The sequence below is a fragment of the Streptomyces sp. NBC_00287 genome, from assembly GCF_036173105.1.
In the GTDB taxonomy this organism is placed as follows: Bacteria; Actinomycetota; Actinomycetes; order Streptomycetales; family Streptomycetaceae; genus Streptomyces.
The window spans coordinates 5,893,241-5,911,937 of sequence record NZ_CP108053.1; the positions used below are offsets into that span (position 1 = coordinate 5,893,241).

20 protein-coding genes are annotated in these 18,697 nt (G+C 69.8%); 11 read left to right on the forward strand and 9 right to left on the reverse strand.

Annotation, left to right across the window (positions count from 1 at the left end; translation table 11 throughout):
- Positions 1 to 297: 297 nt before the first annotated feature.
- From OHT76_RS26975 to OHT76_RS27000, 6 genes are all read left to right on the forward strand, one after another.
- Entirely contained in the window at positions 298 to 1,845 is a 1,548-nt protein-coding gene (locus tag OHT76_RS26975) for an ABC transporter ATP-binding protein (protein WP_328873435.1), read from the forward strand.
- Positions 1,845 to 2,969, forward strand: coding sequence for an ABC transporter permease (locus tag OHT76_RS26980; RefSeq protein WP_328873436.1), 1,125 nt, complete (start codon positions 1,845 to 1,847; stop codon positions 2,967 to 2,969). The genes OHT76_RS26975 and OHT76_RS26980 overlap by 1 nt, the downstream gene beginning before the upstream one ends.
- Complete coding sequence (locus OHT76_RS26985) at positions 2,966 to 4,240, forward strand: ABC transporter permease (protein ID WP_328873437.1); 1,275 nt, start codon at positions 2,966 to 2,968, stop codon at positions 4,238 to 4,240. Before OHT76_RS26980 ends, OHT76_RS26985 begins: the two co-directional genes overlap by 4 nt.
- Positions 4,237 to 4,632: a cytidine deaminase gene (locus OHT76_RS26990; RefSeq protein WP_328873438.1), complete on the forward strand. Its 396-nt coding sequence runs from the start codon at positions 4,237 to 4,239 to the stop codon at positions 4,630 to 4,632. Before OHT76_RS26985 ends, OHT76_RS26990 begins: the two co-directional genes overlap by 4 nt.
- A gap of 77 nt (positions 4,633 to 4,709) precedes the next feature.
- Positions 4,710 to 5,987 carry a thymidine phosphorylase gene (locus tag OHT76_RS26995; RefSeq protein ID WP_328873439.1) on the forward strand — a complete coding sequence of 426 codons (1,278 nt, stop codon included), beginning with the start codon at positions 4,710 to 4,712 and terminating at the stop codon, positions 5,985 to 5,987.
- A 67-nt stretch (positions 5,988 to 6,054) separates the two neighbouring features.
- A complete protein-coding gene (locus OHT76_RS27000; protein WP_328873440.1) occupies positions 6,055 to 6,441 on the forward strand; it encodes an STAS domain-containing protein in 387 nt (128 codons plus the stop codon).
- Here OHT76_RS27000 and OHT76_RS27005 read toward each other — a convergent pair.
- Positions 6,325 to 7,338, reverse strand: coding sequence for a sigma-70 family RNA polymerase sigma factor (locus OHT76_RS27005; RefSeq protein WP_328873441.1), 1,014 nt, complete (start codon positions 7,336 to 7,338; stop codon positions 6,325 to 6,327). The genes OHT76_RS27000 and OHT76_RS27005 overlap by 117 nt on opposite strands.
- A 330-nt stretch (positions 7,339 to 7,668) precedes the next feature.
- The gene (locus tag OHT76_RS27010) at positions 7,669 to 8,943 is read right to left on the reverse strand and encodes an MFS transporter (protein WP_328873442.1); all 1,275 of its coding nucleotides are present in this window, start codon (positions 8,941 to 8,943) and stop codon (positions 7,669 to 7,671) included.
- A gap of 62 nt (positions 8,944 to 9,005) precedes the next feature.
- Between OHT76_RS27010 and OHT76_RS27015 the strand changes: the two genes are divergently transcribed.
- A complete protein-coding gene (locus OHT76_RS27015) occupies positions 9,006 to 9,968 on the forward strand; it encodes a LysR family transcriptional regulator (protein WP_328873443.1) in 963 nt (320 codons plus the stop codon).
- A gap of 22 nt (positions 9,969 to 9,990) precedes the next feature.
- Here OHT76_RS27015 and OHT76_RS27020 read toward each other — a convergent pair whose 3' ends face one another.
- The gene (locus tag OHT76_RS27020) at positions 9,991 to 10,752 is read right to left on the reverse strand and encodes an alpha/beta hydrolase (protein ID WP_328873444.1); all 762 of its coding nucleotides are present in this window, start codon (positions 10,750 to 10,752) and stop codon (positions 9,991 to 9,993) included.
- A gap of 113 nt (positions 10,753 to 10,865) precedes the next feature.
- On the opposite strand from OHT76_RS27020, the gene OHT76_RS27025 reads away from it, so the two are divergent.
- Complete coding sequence (locus OHT76_RS27025; protein WP_328873445.1) at positions 10,866 to 12,023, forward strand: adenosine deaminase; 1,158 nt, start codon at positions 10,866 to 10,868, stop codon at positions 12,021 to 12,023.
- A gap of 137 nt (positions 12,024 to 12,160) precedes the next feature.
- Complete coding sequence (locus OHT76_RS27030) at positions 12,161 to 12,520, forward strand: ATP-binding protein (RefSeq protein ID WP_328873446.1); 360 nt, start codon at positions 12,161 to 12,163, stop codon at positions 12,518 to 12,520.
- A gap of 75 nt (positions 12,521 to 12,595) precedes the next feature.
- Here the strand turns inward: OHT76_RS27030 and OHT76_RS27035 are convergent, their stop codons facing one another.
- From OHT76_RS27035 to afsQ1, 5 genes are all read right to left on the reverse strand, one after another.
- The gene (locus OHT76_RS27035; protein WP_315886882.1) at positions 12,596 to 12,796 is read right to left on the reverse strand and encodes a PspC domain-containing protein; all 201 of its coding nucleotides are present in this window, start codon (positions 12,794 to 12,796) and stop codon (positions 12,596 to 12,598) included.
- Positions 12,797 to 12,890: 94 nt separating this feature from the next.
- Positions 12,891 to 13,448 (reverse strand): VanZ family protein, encoded by a 558-nt coding sequence (locus OHT76_RS27040; protein WP_328873447.1) that lies wholly within the window; start codon positions 13,446 to 13,448, stop codon positions 12,891 to 12,893.
- 61 nt (positions 13,449 to 13,509) lie between these two features.
- Complete coding sequence (locus OHT76_RS27045) at positions 13,510 to 14,109, reverse strand: hypothetical protein (protein WP_328873448.1); 600 nt, start codon at positions 14,107 to 14,109, stop codon at positions 13,510 to 13,512.
- Positions 14,109 to 15,695: a HAMP domain-containing sensor histidine kinase gene (locus tag OHT76_RS27050; protein ID WP_328873449.1), complete on the reverse strand. Its 1,587-nt coding sequence runs from the start codon at positions 15,693 to 15,695 to the stop codon at positions 14,109 to 14,111. The genes OHT76_RS27045 and OHT76_RS27050 overlap by 1 nt, the downstream gene beginning before the upstream one ends.
- Positions 15,692 to 16,369: a two-component system response regulator AfsQ1 gene (gene afsQ1, locus OHT76_RS27055; protein ID WP_041819431.1), complete on the reverse strand. Its 678-nt coding sequence runs from the start codon at positions 16,367 to 16,369 to the stop codon at positions 15,692 to 15,694. Before afsQ1 ends, OHT76_RS27050 begins: the two co-directional genes overlap by 4 nt.
- Before the next feature lie 220 nt (positions 16,370 to 16,589).
- Between afsQ1 and OHT76_RS27060 the strand changes: the two genes are divergently transcribed.
- The gene (locus OHT76_RS27060) at positions 16,590 to 17,333 is read left to right on the forward strand and encodes a SigE family RNA polymerase sigma factor (protein WP_328873450.1); all 744 of its coding nucleotides are present in this window, start codon (positions 16,590 to 16,592) and stop codon (positions 17,331 to 17,333) included.
- A gap of 162 nt (positions 17,334 to 17,495) precedes the next feature.
- On the opposite strand, the gene OHT76_RS27065 is transcribed toward OHT76_RS27060, so the two are convergent.
- Entirely contained in the window at positions 17,496 to 18,140 is a 645-nt protein-coding gene (locus tag OHT76_RS27065; protein ID WP_443049839.1) for a uridine kinase family protein, read from the reverse strand.
- Between the two features lie 119 nt (positions 18,141 to 18,259).
- On the opposite strand from OHT76_RS27065, the gene OHT76_RS27070 reads away from it, so the two are divergent.
- Positions 18,260 to 18,670, forward strand: a complete 411-nt coding sequence (locus tag OHT76_RS27070) for a hypothetical protein (protein WP_328873452.1) — start codon at positions 18,260 to 18,262, stop codon at positions 18,668 to 18,670.
- Positions 18,671 to 18,697 lie beyond the last annotated feature (27 nt).

Here is an 18,697-nt window from a genome sequence, read left to right on the forward strand (position 1 = left end):
GGGAGTCGACGCGGAGCGTCGGCGACCGACGACAACGCCGCAGATGTGCGTGCCAGGGCCCGCGACGCCGGCAGGATCCATGAGACGCCCCCTTGAACCCTGAGCAGCGTGTAACCGCGGGGTTACGTCCGCTCAACGGGGTACGGGGAGGCTTGCTCCCTGTACCCCGTTGTCAGCGATGCGTCACCCCTTTGTATGCCGTAGGGGCGCTACGCGCGTAGACGACCCCCGTCCCCAGGAGAGTGCGCCATCAACGCGTCCAGCAGCCCTCCGGCCGGCGCGGCGGTCAACGGTCAGGTGACCGCCGTCGAGCTCGCCGGGATCACTAAGCGATTCCCGGGCGTCGTGGCCAACCACGACATCCACCTCACGGTCCGCAAGGGCACCGTCCATGCCCTCGTCGGCGAGAACGGCGCCGGCAAGTCGACCCTGATGAAGATCCTCTACGGCATGCAGAAGCCGGACGAGGGCACCATCGCGGTCGGCGGCAAGCAGGTCACGTTCTCGTCCCCGGCCGACGCCATCGCCCTCGGCATCGGCATGGTCCACCAGCACTTCATGCTCGCCGACAACCTCACGGTCCTGGAGAACGTGGTCCTCGGCAGCGAGAAGCTCTACGGCATCGGCGCCAAGGCCCGCCGCAAGATCAAGGAGATCTCCGAGCGCTACGGCCTCGGCGTGGAGCCCGACCGTCTGATGGAGGAGCTCGGCGTCGCCGCCCGTCAGCGCGTGGAGATCCTCAAGGTCCTCTACCGCGGCGCCACCACGCTGATCCTCGACGAGCCCACGGCCGTCCTGGTGCCGCAGGAGGTCGACGCGCTCTTCGACAACCTGCGCGAGCTGAAGGCCGAGGGCCTGTCCGTCATCTTCATCTCCCACAAGCTGGGCGAGGTGCTCTCCGTCGCCGACGAGATCACCGTCATTCGCCGCGGTACGACGGTGGGGACCGCCGTACCCGCCGAGACCACCCCGCGTCAGCTCGCCGAGATGATGGTCGGCTCCGAGCTGCCCACCCCGGAGACCGCCGAGTCCACGGTCACCGACCGCCCGGTCATCACCGTCGACAAGCTGCGCCTGGAGGCGCCCGGCGGCAAGGCGCTGCTGGACGACATCAGCTTCACCATCCACGCGGGCGAGGTCCTGGGCATCGCCGGCGTCGAGGGCAACGGCCAGACCGAGCTGGTCGACGCGCTCATCGGCCTCAAGGGCGCCGACTCCGGCACCATCACGCTGGCCGAGGAGGAGATCACCGCCTGGCCCACCCGCAGGCGCCGCGAGGAGGGCATCGGGTACATCCCCGAGGACCGCCACCGCCACGGCCTGCTCCTGGAGGCCCCCCTCTGGGAGAACCGCATCCTCGGCCATGTCACCGAGAAGCCGAACGCCAAGGGCATCTGGCTGGACCCGAAGGCCGCGCAGGCGGACACGCGCCGGATCGTCGAGGCGTACGACGTCCGTACCCCCGGCATCGACGTCACCGCCGCATCCCTCTCCGGCGGCAACCAGCAGAAGCTGATCGTGGGCCGCGAGATGGAGCACAAGCCCCGCTTCCTGATCGCCGCCCACCCCACCCGCGGTGTGGACGTCGGTGCGCAGGCCGCGATCTGGGACCACATCCGTGAGGCCCGCCGCGAGGGCCTGGCCGTGCTGCTGATCTCCGCCGACCTGGACGAGCTGATCGGCCTGTCCGACACGCTCCGGGTGATCTACAACGGCAAGCTGGTCGCGGACGCCGACCCGGCCACCATCACCCCGGAGGAGCTCGGCTCGGCGATGACCGGTGCCGCGACCGGCCACCTGGAGCACGAAGAGACCCCCGAGTCTGGTGAGGACGAGGCCCGCTGATGAAGAAGTTCGACAAGGAGCGCGTGCTCCTCGCGGTGGCCGGTCCGGTCATCGCGCTCGCCGTGGCCTTTGCGCTCAGCGCGATCGTGCTGATCGCCTCGGGCAAGAGCCCGATCGAGCCGTACACCCTGATGTTCGAGCAGGCCTCGTTCTCCGACATCCAGGTCCTGATCATCAACCAGGCCTCGATGTACTACATCGCGGCCCTCGCGGTGGCCATCGGCTTCCGGATGAATCTGTTCAACATCGGCGTCGACGGCCAGTACCAGCTCGCCGCCATGATGACCGCCATCGTCGGCGCCCACGCCGATCTGCCGGCCGCCATCCAGGTCCCGCTGCTGCTGCTGACCGCGCTGTGCACCGGCGCCTTCTGGGCCGGTATCGCCGGTGTCCTGAAGGTCACCCGGGGCGTCAGCGAGGTCGTCGCGACGATCATGCTCAACGCGATCGCGACCTCCGTCATCGCCTATCTGTGGCTGCCCGACGTCTTCGGTGTGAAGGTCGGCAACAACAACACCACCGGCGAGATGCACGAGTCCGGCTGGATCCCCGGTATCGACATGGGCGACTCCGGCGAGATCTACGGCCTGGTCATCCTCGCCGTGCTGCTCGGCATCGGCTACTGGGTCGTCCTCAACCGCACCCGCTTCGGCTTCGACCTGCGCGCCTCCGGCGCCTCGGAGTCCGCCGCCGCGGCCAGCGGTGTCGACCCCAAGCGCATGGTGCTCACCGCCATGCTGATCTCCGGCGCCATCGCCGGACTCGCGGGCCTGCCGATCCTGATGGGCGACACCCACACCTACAGCCTCAACTTCCCCACCGGCATCGGCTTCCTCGGCATCGGCATCGCCCTGCTCGGCCGTAACAGCCCGGTCGGCATCGCGTTCGCCGCCCTGCTGTGGGCCTGGCTCGACAAGGCCTCGCCCGAGCTGGACTTCCACGACTACGACAAGGAGATCGCGGTCATCATGCAGGGCCTGATCGTGCTCTCCGTCGTCGTCTCCTACGAGGCCGTCCGCGAGTGGGGCCTGCGCCGCCAGCAGCGCCGGGTCGGCGCCGAACTGGCCGCCGGTCACGTCCTCGGCGGCGACAACAACACCACGAAGGAGGTGGCTGGCCGATGACCGCGCCCGTCTCTGCGACTGACGTCAACCAGCCCACGCTGCAGCCCGCGGCTCCGAAGGGCCGCCGCCTGTCGTGGCCCGTCCTGCTGCTGGTCATCGCCGGAGCCCTGGCGCTGACCTCGATCGTCCGCATCATCACCGGCGCCGACGGCATCACCAACGTCAGCCAGATGTCCACCGCGCTCCAGCTCGCCGTGCCGATCGGCCTCGCCGGTCTCGGCGGTCTGTGGGCCGAGCGGGCGGGCGTCGTCAACATCGGCCTCGAAGGCATGATGATCCTCGGCACCTGGTTCGGTGCCTGGGCCGGCTTCCAGTGGGGCCCGTGGACCGGTGTCGTCATCGGCATCATCGGCGGCTGCATCGGCGGTCTGCTGCACGCCCTCGTCACCGTCACCTTCAACGTCAACCACATCGTCTCCGGTGTGGCGATCAACATCCTCGCCCTCGGCGCCACCCGCTATCTCGCGCCCCTCGCCTTCGAGGGCCACCCGGGCGGCTCCGCCAAGCAGTCCCCGGCGGTCGATTCCCTCGGCAACTTCACCGTGCCGGGCCTGTCCGACTGGCTGCGGGATCTCAACGACCAGGGCTGGTTCTTCATCTCGGACATCGCCGGTCTGCTCGGCGGCCTGGTCACCAATGTCTCCTGGCTGACCCTGATCGCGATCGCGCTGATCCCGGCCACCTGGTGGATCCTGTGGCGTACGGCCTTCGGTCTGCGGCTGCGCTCCTGCGGTGAGAACCCGGTCGCGGCCGAGTCCCTCGGTGTGAACGTCTACAAGTACAAGTACATCGCCGTGATCATTTCCGGCGGTCTGGCCGGACTCGGTGGTGTCTTCCTCTCCATCGTGGCCAACCCCTTCTATCTGGAGGGCCAGGTCAGCGGCCGCGGTTACATCGGCCTCGCCGCGATGATCTTCGGTAACTGGATGCCGGGCGGACTCGCCATCGGCGCCGGTCTGTTCGGCTACACCGACAGCCTCAACCTGCGCGGCGGCTCGGAGAACGTCCACGCCCTGCTGCTGCTCGGCGCGCTGCTGCTGATCATCGGCGCGATCTGGCTGGCGTTCCGGAAGAAGTACACCTCGGCCGCGATCACCCTGCTCATCGGCGGCCTGGTGTTCGCCTGGTACGCGGGCACCAACGAGGTCCCCAACCAGGTCGTCTCGGCCACGCCGTACGTCATCACGCTGATCGTCCTCGCCCTGTCGGCCCAGCGCCTGCGGATGCCGAAGGCGGACGGTCTGCCGTACCGGAAGGGCCAGGGCAAGTGACGCGCGAGGTCGACTGGGACACCCTGCGGGAGGCGGCGCGCGAGGCGATGAGCCACGCGTACGCCCCCTACTCGGGCTACCCGGTCGGCGTCGCGGCCCTCGTCGACGACGGCCGCACGATCTCCGGCTGCAATGTGGAGAACGCCTCCTACGGCCTCGGCCTGTGCGCCGAGTGCGGTCTGGTCTCGGAGCTGCAGCGCACCGGGGGCGGCCGGCTCACGCACTTCACCTGTGTGGACGGCAGGGGCGAGATCCTCGTCCCGTGCGGTCGCTGCCGGCAGTTGTTGTACGAGTTCGGCGGGCCGGAGCTCCTGCTGGAGACACCGGCGGGGATCCTCCCGCTGTCGGAGATGCTGCCGCAGGCCTTCGGCCCGGGCCATCTCCGCAAGTAACTCTCGTGCGGCCCCTCTGAACCGCCTCAGAGGGGCCGCGCATTTTTTCTGAGAACGTCGGAAGGAAAGTCATGGCCATGGACGCCATCTCCGTCATCCGCACCAAGCGGGACCGCGGTGAGCTCAGCGACGAGCAGATCGACTGGGTCATCGACGCGTACACCCGTGGGGAGGTCGCCGACGAGCAGATGTCCGCGCTCGCCATGGCGATCCTGCTCAACGGTATGAACCGGCGTGAGATCGCCCGCTGGACGGCCGCGATGATCGCCTCCGGCGAGCGCATGGACTTCTCCTCGCTGTCCCGGCCGACGGCCGACAAGCACTCCACGGGCGGCGTCGGCGACAAGATCACGCTGCCGCTGGCGCCCCTGGTGGCGGCGTGCGGCGCGGCCGTGCCCCAGCTCTCGGGCCGCGGCCTCGGCCACACGGGCGGCACGCTGGACAAGCTGGAGTCGATCCCCGGCTGGCGCGCGCTGCTGTCGAACGAGGAGATGCTGAACGTCCTCGACACCACCGGCGCGGTGATCTGCGCGGCGGGCGACGGCCTGGCTCCGGCGGACAAGAAGCTGTACGCCCTGCGCGATGTGACCGGCACGGTCGAGGCGATCCCGCTGATCGCCTCCTCGATCATGTCGAAGAAGATCGCCGAGGGGACGGGCTCGCTGGTCCTGGATGTGAAGGTGGGTTCGGGCGCCTTCATGAAGACCATCGAGGATGCGCGTGAGCTGGCGTCGACGATGGTGGGCCTCGGCACCGACCACGGCGTGAAGACGGTGGCGCTGCTGACGGACATGTCGACGCCGCTGGGCCTGACCGCGGGCAACGCCCTCGAGGTCCGTGAGTCGGTGGAGGTCCTGGCAGGCGGCGGACCCGCGGACGTGGTGGAGCTGACCCTGGCGCTGGCCCGCGAAATGCTGGACGCGGCGGGCGTTCGCGACGCCGACCCGGCGAAGGCGCTGGCCGACGGCTCGGCGATGGACGTCTGGCGCCGGATGATCGCGGCGCAGGGCGGCGACCCGGACGCGGAGCTGCCGGTGGCGCGCGAGCAGCACGTGGTGAAGGCCCCGTCGTCCGGCGTCCTGACCCGCCTCGACGCCTACGGCATCGGCGTCGCCGCCTGGCGCCTCGGCGCGGGTCGCGCCCGCAAGGAGGACCCGGTGCAGGCGGGCGCGGGCGTGGAGATGCACGCGAAGCCGGGCGACACGGTGAAGGAGGGCCAGCCCCTGCTGACCCTCCACACGGACACCCCGGAGCGCTTCGAGTACGCGCTCCAGGCGATGGAGGGCTCGTACGACATCGCGGCGGCGGGGACGGACTTCACGGCGTCGCCGGTGGTGCTGGAGCGTATTGCCTGACCAGGCGTTTGCCTGTGTGGATGAACGGGACCGGCGGACCTGCGCCGGTCCCGTTCGGCATGCTGCGATGAGTTCCGCGCGCCCGCCCGGTCTACCGCTCGTGGACGCCATGACACCCGCTGTACTCGTGCTGGCAGGACCCGTCACCAAGGACGAGGTGACAGGCCTGTGCGATGACGTGCGCGCTCTGCTGGAAGGGTCCGGGGCCGGGGTCGTGGTGTGCGATGTCGGGGGCCTCGGGCCACCGGGCCTCGGCGCCGTCGATCTGCTGGCGCGGCTCCAGCTCGCCGCCCGGCGCTGCGGCGGCCGGATACGCCTGCGCGACCCCGATCCGGCCCTAGGCGCCCTTCTCGACCTGGTCGGCCTCCGCTTCGAGGTGGAGGGGCAGTCCGAACAGCGGGAACCAGCGCTTGGTGTCGAGGAAGCAGTGGAACCCGGTGATCCGGCCGTCTGAGATCTCCAGCACCTGCACCGCCCACGGGGTGTAGCCGCCGTTCTCCTCGTCCGGCTTGTAGTGGGCGAAGCCCGGCAGGCCGTTGGCCTGGACGGGCAGCAGACGGGAGTCGGCGCAGGAGGCGCCGAGCGTGGTCATGAAGCCGGTGATGTCCGACGGGCCGGTCAGCCACAGGTCGAACGGCGGCATCGTCATGATGGCGTCCTCGTGCAGCAGCGCCGTCAGCGCGGTCATGTCGTAGCCCTCGAAGGCCGCGACATACCGCTCCAGGAGCTTCTGCTGCTCCTCGTCCAGCGGGTCCGCGATCGAGGCGTCGGCGCCCTGCTGCTCCCGCTCGGCGAGCGTGGCGCGGGCCCGCTGGAGGGCGCTGTTGACCGACGCGACCGAGGTGCCGAGCAGCTCGGCGACCTCGCTCGCCTTCCAGGCCAGCACCTCGCGCAGGATCAGCACCGCGCGCTGCTTGGGCGGCAGTTGCTGGAGCGCGGCCATGAAGGCCAGCCGTACGGACTCCTTGGCGACGGCGGCCTCGGCGGGGTCCTCGACCGTCGGCAGTACGCGGGCGTCGGGCATGGGTTCCAGCCAGGTGTGGTCGGGGCGGGGGGAGAGTGCGGCCTGGGCGAGCGGCGTCGACTCGGTCAGGTCCATCGGGCGGGCGCGTTTGTTGCCCGCGCTCAGCATGTCCAGGCAGACGTTTGTCGCGATGCGGTACAGCCAGGAGCGGACGCTGGAGCGGCCCTCGAACTTGTCGTAGCTGCGCCAGGCCCGGACGAGGGTGTCCTGTACCGCGTCCTCCGCCTCGAAGGAGGAGCCGAGCATGCGGTAGCAGTACCCGGTCAGTTCGACGCGGTGTCGCTCCAGTGTTTCGTCGAGGTCCGTCGTAGTCGCCGTGTTGCTCATCGTCCACCCACCCCTGTGGCCGTTCCTGTGTCGTACGCCTCATTGCGTCCAGCACTTCGGAAGCTACCGCAGCCCACTGACAATGGCGTGCGGAGTGGGGAAAGGTGCAGGTGAGAGGGGTTCGCCCCCGCCGCCCCTACCCGTCCCTCCCCCAGAGGGGGGACCCCCACTGGGGGCTGCGCCCCCAGACCCCCCTTTCGGCCCTGAAGGGGCCTCGTCCTCAAACGCCGGACGGGCTAAAAGTCAGCCCCTCCGGCGTTTGAGGAGCGGGGGTCCAGGGGGCAGAGCCCCCTGGGATGGGACGGGTAGGGGCGGCGGGGGCGAGAAAGATCAGGCCGCCGTCGCCAGGCGCTGCCGCTGCAACCGAGCCGCCCGCGTCCCGAGCACGGTGATCGTCACGACGCCGGCCACCGCCAGCAGACCGACCCCGACGGTTCCGGCCCAGCCACCCCCGTGGAACGCCATCGCGCCCACCGTGCTCCCCGCACTGGACCCGATGTAATACGCCGACTGATACAGCGCAGCCGCCTGCGCCCGCCCCCGCGTCGCCGTCTTGCTGACCGCCGACGATGCCACCGCATGCCCCGCGAAGAACCCGCCCGTGATCAGCACCAGACCCAGCAGCACCAGCGCCAGCGAGTCGGCCAGCGACAGCAGCAGGCCCGCCGCCGTCGTACCGCCCGCCGCGTACAGCGCACCCCGGCGACCCAGGCGCCCCACCAGACGGCCCGCCGTCGACGCCGACACCGTGCCCACCAGGTACACCAGGAAGATCGATCCGACGATGCCCTGCGGCAGCCCGAACGGCGCCTCCGTCAGGCGGTAGCCGATCACCGTGTACACCCCGCCGAACACCGTCATGAACAGCGCGCCGATCGCGTAGAGGCGACGCAGCAGCGGGTCGGACAGATGGTCGCGGACCGTGCGGGCCAGGACACGCGGGCGCAGGGACCCCGCCACGAAGTGCTTCGGCGCGGGCAGCAGCAGCCGGAACGCCACCGCACAGGCCACCGCCAGCGCGCCGATCACCCCGACGGCCACCCGCCAGCCCCACTCCTGCGCGACCCAACCGGTGATCACCCGGCCGCTCATCCCGCCCACGCTGTTACCCGCGACGAACAGACCGATCGCCGTGATCAGCGCCTTCGGACGGACCTCCTCCGCGAGATACGCCGTCGCCGACGCCGGCAGACCCGCCAGCGCCGCGCCCTGTACCGCCCGCAGCACGACCAGCCAGGTCAGCGAAGGAGCGAAGGGGACCAGCAGACCGACCGTCACCGCGACCGCCAGCGACGCCGTCATGACCGTACGACGGCCGAAACGCTCCGACAGCGCGCTCATCGGAAGGACGAACAGCGCCAGACCGCCGGTCGCCGCTGCCACCGTCCAGCTCGCCTCGCTCGCCGCCACCCCGAACTCCCCGGAGATCAGCGGCAGCAGGGCCTGGGTGGAGTACAGAAGGGCGAAGGTCGCCACGCCGGCAAGGAAGAGGGCGAAGCTCATCCGGCGGTAGCCGGGGCCGCCCGGGGTCAAACGGGAGTCGGAGACAGGGACGGACGAGGCGGCGCCCACGATGGTGGACGCCCCGGTACTGGCGGGAGACATGCTTCGAACCTAAAGAGCCACGCCTCATCCGTCCAATGCATGGAATCGCCATAATCGTTCCTATGAAGCATCAGCAGAGGTCACAGCCGCGACTGTCACCGTCCAGTGACACAGAAGACATGACGGAGATGTCGATGCTGCTGGCCCCACGGCTCGCCTACTTCGCCGGCGTCGCCCGCACCGAGCACGTCACGCGCGCCGCGCAGGAGATGCAGGTCCCCCAGTCGACCCTCTCGCGTGCCATGGTCCGCCTCGAACAGGACCTGGGCGTCGACCTGTTCGCCCGCCGCGGCCGCACCGTCTCCCTCACACCGGCCGGCCGCACCTTCCTGGCCTCCGTCGAACGCGCCCTCGCCGAGGTCGAGCGCGCCGCCGACGAGGTCCGCGCGGACGCCGACCTCGCCACCGGCAAGGTGGCCTTCGGCTTTCTGCACACCATGGGCTGGGAGACGGTCCCCGGCCTCATCAGCGCCTTCCGCGCCGACCATCCTCGCGTCCGCTTCAGCCTGGTGCAGAACTACGGCGAGGCGATGATCGAGCGCCTGCGCGCGGGCGAGCTGGACCTCTGCCTCACCTCCCCGGTCCCGGACGCCCCCGACCTGGTCGCCCGCCGCCTCGACGAACAGAAACTGCGCCTGGTCGTCCCCGCCGACCACCGCCTCGCCGCCCGCCGCCGCATCCGGCTGGCCGAGGCCGCCGACGAAACCTTCGTAACCCTGGAACCCGGCTACGGCCTCCGCCGCATCACCGACGACCTGTGCAGAGAGGCCGGCTTCAAGCCGCGCATCGCCTTCGAGGGCGAGGAGGCCGAGACGCTGAGGGGGCTCGTCGCCGCGGGCCTCGGGGTCGCGCTCCTCCCGCCGCCCGCGGTACCCCGCCCCGGGGTCGTGGAGCTGACGGTCACGGCCCCACGAGCGGTACGAGAAATCGGCGTGGCCTGGCTGGACGGCCACCCGGACACTCCGCCGGTGGCAGCCTTCAAGAAGTTCCTGTTGTCGAAGAGGGGGAACCTGCTCCCCACGTAGGGGCGCGAGGCGGACCCGAGCTCTACCGCCGCAAAGACCGCCCGAACCCCGCAGCCAACGGCATCCGAAGTCCCAAGGGAGGCGGAGCCGCAAACGCATCCTCCACCGGCCGAGCAAACGCCCGCCCGAACAACGCCCCCATCACGAAGTCCTCGGCCAGCGCCAGCACTTCATCCCGATGCTGATGCAATCCGTGTCCGTCGGAGTGCACTTCGAACCGGCACACAAGCCGGTTCGACTTCTTCGCCCGAGCCGCCAGCCGAAACGACAACTCCGGATCCGTCCGCTGATCATTCGTGCCGTGCACGATCAGCACATGCCGACCGGCGAGCTGTTTCACCGGTTCGGGCGGCGCGGCGACATCGTCCTCCGGCAACCAAGGAGCGATCGCGAGTACGGAGTTGACGGCTTCGTGCCCACCCGCCCTGAGCGCGGCCCGCCCGCCCATGTCGAACCCGGCGAGGCACACGGGAACATCGCCGTAGCGCCGTACCGCTTCCTCCACCGCCCAGTTGGCGTCCCGCGCCAGATTTGCCTCGGAGCCGTTCCAGCCGCGCCAGCGGTAGTGGACGGCGTGCGCGGCAAGCCCCTCGTCGCGCGCCGCGCGAGCGAGACGGCGCCCGAGAGCGCGGACCGAGGCCGCCGCCAACATCGGAGAAGGGCGGCGATGTGACGTCTCGTCACCTCCGGGGAGCAGCAGCACGACCCCGCTCACCGTCGTCGGTTCCGGGCCGAGCGCTCTCCCCAGCCGGGCCGTGCGAACCGGCGTCGCTTGCTGTGCCATGACAGAACAGTGTCAGAAGCATGGGTGTACGCCACTAGGCCGTGCGGTCACCATTACGTATCGACGGAAACGTCCAACAGGCGCTCTACGCGCGTAGGAGTTAGAGTGCGGAAATGACGAGCCAGACCATCGCGAACACCCCGACGCCGGAGCAGATCCGCCGGGCGCCCAAGGTTCTGCTGCACGACCATCTCGACGGCGGCCTGCGCCCCGGGACCATCGTCGAACTCGCCCGCGACAGCGGGTACTCCCAGCTCCCCGAGACCGATCCGGACAAGCTCGGCGTCTGGTTCCGTGAATCCGCCGACTCCGGCTCGCTGGAGCGGTATCTGGAGACCTTCTCCCACACCGTCGGCGTGATGCAGACCCGGGACGCCCTGGTGCGGGTCGCGCGCGAGTGCGCCGAGGACCTCGCCGAGGACGGCGTCGTCTACGCGGAGGTGCGGTACGCGCCCGAGCAGCACCTGGAGGGCGGGCTCAGCCTGGAAGAGGTCGTCGAGGCCGTCAACGAAGGTTTCCGGGAAGGCGAGCGGCTCGCCCGGGAGAGCGGCCACCGCATCCGCGTCGGCGCCCTGCTCACCGCCATGCGGCACGCCGCCCGCGCCCTGGAGATCGCCGAACTCGCCAACCGCTACCGCGACTTGGGCGTCGTCGGCTTCGACATCGCCGGTGCCGAGGCCGGGTACCCGCCCACCCGGCACCTCGACGCCTTCGAGTATCTGAAGCGCGAGAACAACCACTTCACCATCCACGCCGGTGAGGCCTTCGGGCTGCCGTCCATCTGGCAGGCCCTCCAGTGGTGCGGCGCCGACCGGCTCGGGCACGGCGTGCGCATCATCGACGACATCGAGGTCAAGGACGACGGCACCGTCCACCTCGGCCGGCTCGCCTCCTACGTCCGCGACAAGCGCATCCCGCTGGAGATGTGCCCCAGCTCCAACCTCCAGACCGGCGCCGCCACCTCCTACGCCGAGCACCCGATCGGGCTGCTGCGCCGACTGCACTTCCGGGCCACCGTGAACACCGACAACCGGCTGATGTCGCATACCAGCATGAGCCAGGAATTCGAGCACCTTGTCGACGCATTCGGTTACACGCTCGACGACATGCAGTGGTTCTCCGTCAATGCGATGAAATCAGCGTTCATTCCTTTCGATGAACGACTCGCCATGATCAATGACGTCGTCAAGCCTGGTTACGCCGAGCTGAAATCCGAGTGGCTGTTCCAGCAAACCGCCTCCACCAGCGGTTCTGTGGCCGAAGAAGGCTGATCGGCGGGATTTCGGGACGCGAAATGCGGGCGGGTGTTCACAATCCGTCCGCATTTCGATGTTTGCGGCGGGTGCCGCGTCGTGTTTACGGTCGTGGACCGCTCACATCCCCGTCATCCATTTCGAGGACGCATTCAATGAAGCAGTCTGCTGCCAAGACCCTCGGTGTCGCCGCCCTCGGTGCCGCCTTCGCCGCCGCCGGTGCGGGCGCCGCGAACGCTGCCCCGGCCGTGCCGGACGCCGGTTCGGCGCTGGACACGGTGACCCGGACGCTCCCCGCGGAGAACGTCTCCAAGGCGCTGCCCGGTGCCGGTGAGGCCCTGGCCCAGGGGCAGACCGCGGTCGGTACGAGCGTGTCCGCCGTCCAGCCGCTCGCCGAGAAGCTGCTCGCCGAGGGCCCGACCAAGCCCGTCGCGGGGCTCCTCGGCGGCCTTCCGGTCGGCAAGGTCCTGCCCGGCGGCAGCGGCACCGGTGTGAACGGCCTGCCGCTCGGCTGACCCCTCCCGAACGCGCCGATGGGGCGCACCCCTTGGACACGGGGTGCGCCCCATCGGCGTATGCATGTCAGCCGGTCACCAGGCGGTGCGCGCCTTGTCCTCGGAGGGCAGGAAGATCCAGAGCGCTATGTAGAGCAGGAACTGCGGGCCCGGCAGCAGACAGGACAGCAGGAAGATCACACGCATCGTGGTCGCGGAGGTGCCGAAGCGTCGCGCCAGCGCGGCGCACACTCCGCCGATCATGCGGCCGTTGGTGGGTCGGGCGAGGCGAGACATTGCGGCTCCTTCGTGAGCGTCGGTCGGAGGCGGCTTCCCTTGGCTGCCTCATCTGCCTACAACGCTACGGAGACGAAGGGTGCAAAGCGTCGCTCTACGGTGCGATCCCGACCCTGGGAATCGTCGGGGTCCTACCCTGAGGAGCCTCCTCCTTCAGGGTCGTCGTGGTGCGGCGGGCGCGCTCTGTCCTGCGGCGCAGCCAGTGGCGGGCCGCCGGTACCACCGCTGTGTGCGCCAGGGCCACGCCCGTCGTGTTCAGCAGCACCGAGTCGACATCCACGACCTGGCCCGGCACACCGGTCTGCAGCAGTTCGATGCCGAGCGAGATCAGGATGCCCGCGGCGACCGTACGCACCAGTGACGCCAGCGGGGATACGGCGATCCTGCCGTGCACCGCGGGCAGCAGTACGCCGAGCGGTGCGAGCAGGGCGAGTCCCTCGGTGATCCGCCGTAGGCCTTCCTGCCAGCCCAGTGCGAGGTCGGATTCGATACCGGCCAGGGGGCGCAGGTTGGGGGGCATCACCCAGGGGACGTCCAGGGGACGCAGCGTGAGCCAGGCGACGAACGTGAGGTGGGCGACCAGGAGGACGCCCCCTGTCACCCGGATGCGGAATGCGGTGTTGCCGCCGCCGTTGTGGCCTTGACGCTGCACGACCCCCTAGACGCGGAGTCCGGTGCGGTTGGTTCCGGGCGCCACGCAGTTCCCCGTGCCCCTACCCCGTGAGCTCCGTCGACGGTGGTTCATCTGTACCCGGTCTCGCCCTCACGTCGTCCGTGCACTCGTACCGGCGCAGGGAGTCCCCGTCCGGGCCCCCCAGGATCACCGAGCCGTCTCCCTCCGCCGCTGCCGAGTCGGAGAAGGTGCAGACGATCTGGGAGAGGGCCACCGGGGCCAGGGCCTCGGGTGGGGTGCTCAGACGGAGGGTGTCGTCGGGGTCGTCGTCGCGGGGGCCTGTGACGGACAGGTCGCCGCGTACCTCCGTCGTGTAGCCGGCCTCCAGCTCGGCCGCCGACGGGGTCGACTCCAGTTCGTTCAGCAGGCCCTGGGCCACCAGCACGCGCCGCTGGGAGTCCGCGGCGCCCTCCGGAACCCGTACCGTCCGGTCGACGGCCACCAGCGAGGAGCGGCACAGCAGGAACACCTGGGCGGGCACCCCGCGCGAGGCCTGCGTCGAGATCTCCGGGTCGACGAGTGAACAGTGCACCCGAGAGGGCGCGGGCCCGAAGTCGGTCGGCACCTCGGTGGCCCGGATACCGCACCCGGTGACCAGCCCGGCGAGCAGGGGAACGGCAAGCAGGCGTCGTACGTTCATCACGCCTCCCCCTTCTCGGTAGCGCCCTTGTTCTCCTCGGCCTCCTCGGTCAGCGCCGAGGCGTCCCGGGGCAGGTGCAAGGTGAACACGGCGCCGCCTTCGGGGGAGTTCGCGGCGGTGATCTCGCCGCCGTGGATGTGGGCGTTCTCCAGGGCGATGGAGAGACCCAGGCCGCTGCCCTCGGAGCGGGGGCGGGAGGCGCTCGCCTTGTAGAAGCGGTCGAAGACGTGCGGGAGGACGTCCTCGGGGATGCCGGGGCCGTGGTCCCGTACCGCGATGACCACTTCGGCACCCTCCCCGCCCTCGGCGTCCGACTCGCGGATCGACACGCGCACCGGCGAACCTCCGTGCTTGAGCGCGTTGCCGATCAGGTTGGCCAGGATGACGTCCAGGCGGCGTGGGTCGAGCCGGGCGTGGATGCCGCGCTCGGCGTCCAGGTCGACCGCGTCCAGCCAGGCGCGGGCGTCGATGCAGGCGGTGATCTGGTCGGCGACGTCGACGTCGTCCAGCACCAGCCGGGCGGTGCCCGCGTCGAAGCGGGTGACCTCCATCAGGTTCTCGACCAGGTCGTTCAGGCGCCGGGTCTCGCTGACGACGAGCCGTACAGCGGGCTCGATCATCGGGTCCATCGACCCGGACTCCGCCTCCAGCTCCTCCTCCAGGATCTCCGTCACGGCGGTGATCGCGGTGAGCGGCGTACGGAGTTCATGGCTCATGTCCGCGACGAACCGCCGGGACGAATCCTCCCGCGCGGCCATGTCGGCGACCCGCTTCTCCAGCGCCTGGGCCGCGTCGTTGAACGTCCGTGACAGATCGGCCAGTTCATCGGTACCGGACACCCTCAGCCGGGTGTCCAGCTTGCCCTCGCCGAGCCGCCGGGCGGCAACTCCCAGACGGTGCACGGGCTTCAGTACGGTCGTGGCGGCGGCCTGCGCGAGCAGCGCGGAGCCGATCAGGGCGAGGCCCGTGGCGATCCCCAGTGACCAGGCGAGGGAGTTGAGGTCCTTGGCCTCCGGCTCGAGGGACTTGAGCATGTAGCCGGTCGGCCCGCCGCCGATCACCTTCGTACCGGCGACCAGATACGGGGTGTCGTCCTCCACGATCCGCTGCCAGTACAGGTGGTACGCGTACTTGTTGCTGGAGTTGACCGCCTGCTCCTCGTTCACCGCCTCGCGCAGCGACTCGGGCACATCCGCCAGGGTGAAGCCGCTCAGACCGCCGGAACTGCCGAAGACGGTCGTGCCGTCGGCGTTCTCGGCGACGAGCAGCACACTGAACCGCTGGCTGCTGTTGGCCATCTGTCCCGCGGTGCGCTGGAGTTCGTCCTGCGTCGGCCGCTCGGGCAGCACCCCCGCCCGGTTCTGCATCTCCTGCTGGAAGTCCCGCAGCACCGCGTCCTGGGTACGGGTGAGCACGGCCTCGCGGTTGAGCCAGTACGCGATCCCGGACGCCGACACGGCGGCGGTCAGCGCCACCAGGCCGAAGACGACCACAAGACGCAGTCTCAGGCTGGTGAAACGCAGCCGCGACCAGACTCCCTTGCGCTCCGCGAACCAGCCGCGGAACCCCCCTTGCGCTTGTGTCACTGAGGAGCGTCCAGCCGGTAGCCGACTCCACGGACCGTACGGATCAGCGTCGGGGACGACGGCACGTCCTCGACCTTGGCGCGCAGCCGCTGCACACAGGCGTCCACCAGCCGCGAGTCACCGAGATAGTCGTGCTCCCAGACCAGGCGCAGCAGTTGCTGACGGGACAGCGCCTGCCCGGGCCGCCGGCTCAGCTCCAGCAGCAGCCTGAGCTCGGTCGGCGTGAGCTGGAGATCCTCGCCGTTCTTCGTCACTGTCATCGCCGCACGGTCGATGACAAGGCTGCCGAAGGCCGCCGCGTCGTTGGACTCCCGCTCTCCGCGCCGCAGCACCGCACGGATCCGGGCGTCGAGCACCCGCCCCTGCACGGGTTTGACGACATAGTCGTCGGCACCGGACTCCAGGCCGACCACGACGTCGATGTCGTCGCTGCGCGCGGTGAGCAGGATGATCGGCAGCTGGTCGGTGCGCCGGATACGACGGCACACCTCGAAACCGTCGATGCCGGGCAGCATGACATCCAGCACGATCAGGTCCGGCCGCTGCTCACGCAGCAGCTTCAGACCGTCCTCACCGGTGGCAGCCGTGGCAACCCGGTGACCCTGGCGCGTAAGAGACAGCTCCAGGGCCGTACGGATGGCGTCGTCGTCCTCGATCAGCAACAGGGAAGGCACGGGGCTCATTCTGGCCCATGACAGTGCGGGGTTTCGACACCTGTACAGGTACGTGCCCGTACCGCTGCTCTCCGTGACCGAGCTGTGCGTCGTCTGCGACGGACCCCTGTGACAGGTCTGTGACAGTCGGCGGACACGGCCATGAAGTGGCCCGGGCAAGCTTTTCGACACAAGCAAGGAAGCAAGCCGAACACCGGAAGTCCACGACGGGGGGCGCGAGATGAACACGCTGCACAGCTCAAGCACCAGCGCAGTTGTCACGCGTCTGCACGACGTGAACGGGGGCCGGGGTCCGGAGAAGTCCGGTGCCGTGAGCGGGCGGGGGTGCGCTCGCGGCGCCGGGCGTCAGCACACCGCGTACATGACGGTGGTTGACGGTTTCACGGGGGAAACACACGGGGGAAGCGCGTACAGGGAGGACACGGGGGAGCGTCGTTCACTGTCGGAGGCGGAGTTCACCGCCTACGTCCAGGAGCGCCGCGCCTCCCTGTACGCAACCGCCTACCACCTCACCGGTGACCGCTTCGAGGCCGAGGACCTGCTGCAGAGCGCGCTGTTCTCGACGTACCGGGCGTGGGACCGGATCAGTGACAAGGCCGCCGTCGGGGGTTACCTGCGGCGGACGATGACCAATCTGCACATCAGCGCGTGGCGCCGCCGCAAGCTGAACGAGTACCCGACCGAGGAGCTGCCGGAGACGCCCGGCGACACGGACGCGATGCGCGGCACCGAACTGCGCGCGGTCCTGTGGCAGGCGCTGGCCCGGCTGCCCGAACTCCAGCGGACGATGCTGGTCCTGCGTTACTACGAGGGCCGCACCGACCCGGAGATCGCGGACATCCTCGACATCAGTGTCGGCACGGTGAAGTCCAGCATCTGGCGGTCGCTCCGCCGGCTGCGCGAGGACGAGGTCCTCAGCTTCGGCCGTGACGAGGAGGACGCCTTCGGCGAGCTGGTGGCCTGAAGGTCCGGGGGGAGCAGTAACAACGGGGGAGCAGTAACCGAGGGGGACTCACGGGGGAACACGGGGGAGAACTCCACGGGGGAACAGCGGGGGAGCACCAAAGGGAGCGGGACTGGAGGGCCGGGGGGTCCGTCCAGTCCCGCTTTCCTGTGTGTACGGCGCCTACGCCGGCGTCCTCGCCTGTACGTGCCGCCCCGCGGCCGCGTCGGCCAGCCGCCCCATCGCCTCGTCCCGGTCGCAGGCGTACGCGCCCAGCGCGGTCTGGCGGGCCACGATCGACCGCTCGGCCCGCATCAGACGCCAGCCGCGGCGCAGCAGGAAGGGCACGGACTTACGGCCCTCCTTCAAATCCCTGAGGAAACGGCGGCGGAAGGTCTTCACCGGACCGCGGCTCAGACACAGCGCGTCGGCCAGAATGCCCAGTTCCCGGCAGCGGGTGACGATCTCCGCCGCGAAGATGCCCTCCGCGATGAACAGCGGGGTCCGCCCGATGTCCACGGGCTCCTCGCCGGTGCGAGCGCTGAGCGAGATGTCGTAGAGCGGGATCGTCGTACGACCGCTGCGGCACAGTTGCTCGATCGCCGCTACGGCCTTGTCGGCGTCCCACGACTGAGGGTGGTCCCAGTCGATGTCGGAGCTCCCGAGGACCAGTGGCAGCGTCGGGTCGTCGCCCTCCTTGTAGAAGTCGTCGAGGCGCAGCACCGGAAGGCCGGAGCGGGCCGCGAGAAGGGACTTGCCGGAGCCGGAAGGGCCGCAGAGCAGCACGACTCGCGTCGGTATGGGCGGATGGGAACTCACGGAATACAAATATGAGGCATTCACCTGCCGTTCATCGACTCCGCGGGTCGGCTTTGAAGCGCGCGTCACACCTCAACTACCCTTCGTGTCGACCTGATTACCCAGTGCGTCAGAAGGTGGCAGAACCGATGGCCGGACAAGCGTCCTTCCCCCACCCCACCGCCCAGCGTGTCCTGGTCGCCCTCGCGACCGCCGGCGCTGCCCTGGGCGCCGCCGCGCCGCTGGCAGTCGCGGACGCCGAGCCGGTCCTCGACAACGTGATCCGCACCCGCCCCACCTCGCTCGGCAAGATCGACCCGCAGGCCGGGCTGCAGGGCATCACCAGCACCCTCGGCTATGTCACAGGCCCGGTCGCGGGCCTCAAGCCCAATCCCCTCGCGGGCACCGGCGTCGACCCCCTCGACAACGGCGTCGGCACCCAACTCGCCGACTTTCAGCCCCTGACCTCCCAGATGCTGACGGGGCCTGTGGCGCAGGCGCAGTCGATCGGCAGCATCCCGGTGATCGGGCAGGCCGCGAGCCTCCTCAACAACGGCTGAGCACAGCAGAGAGCCGCGCTTCCCCTG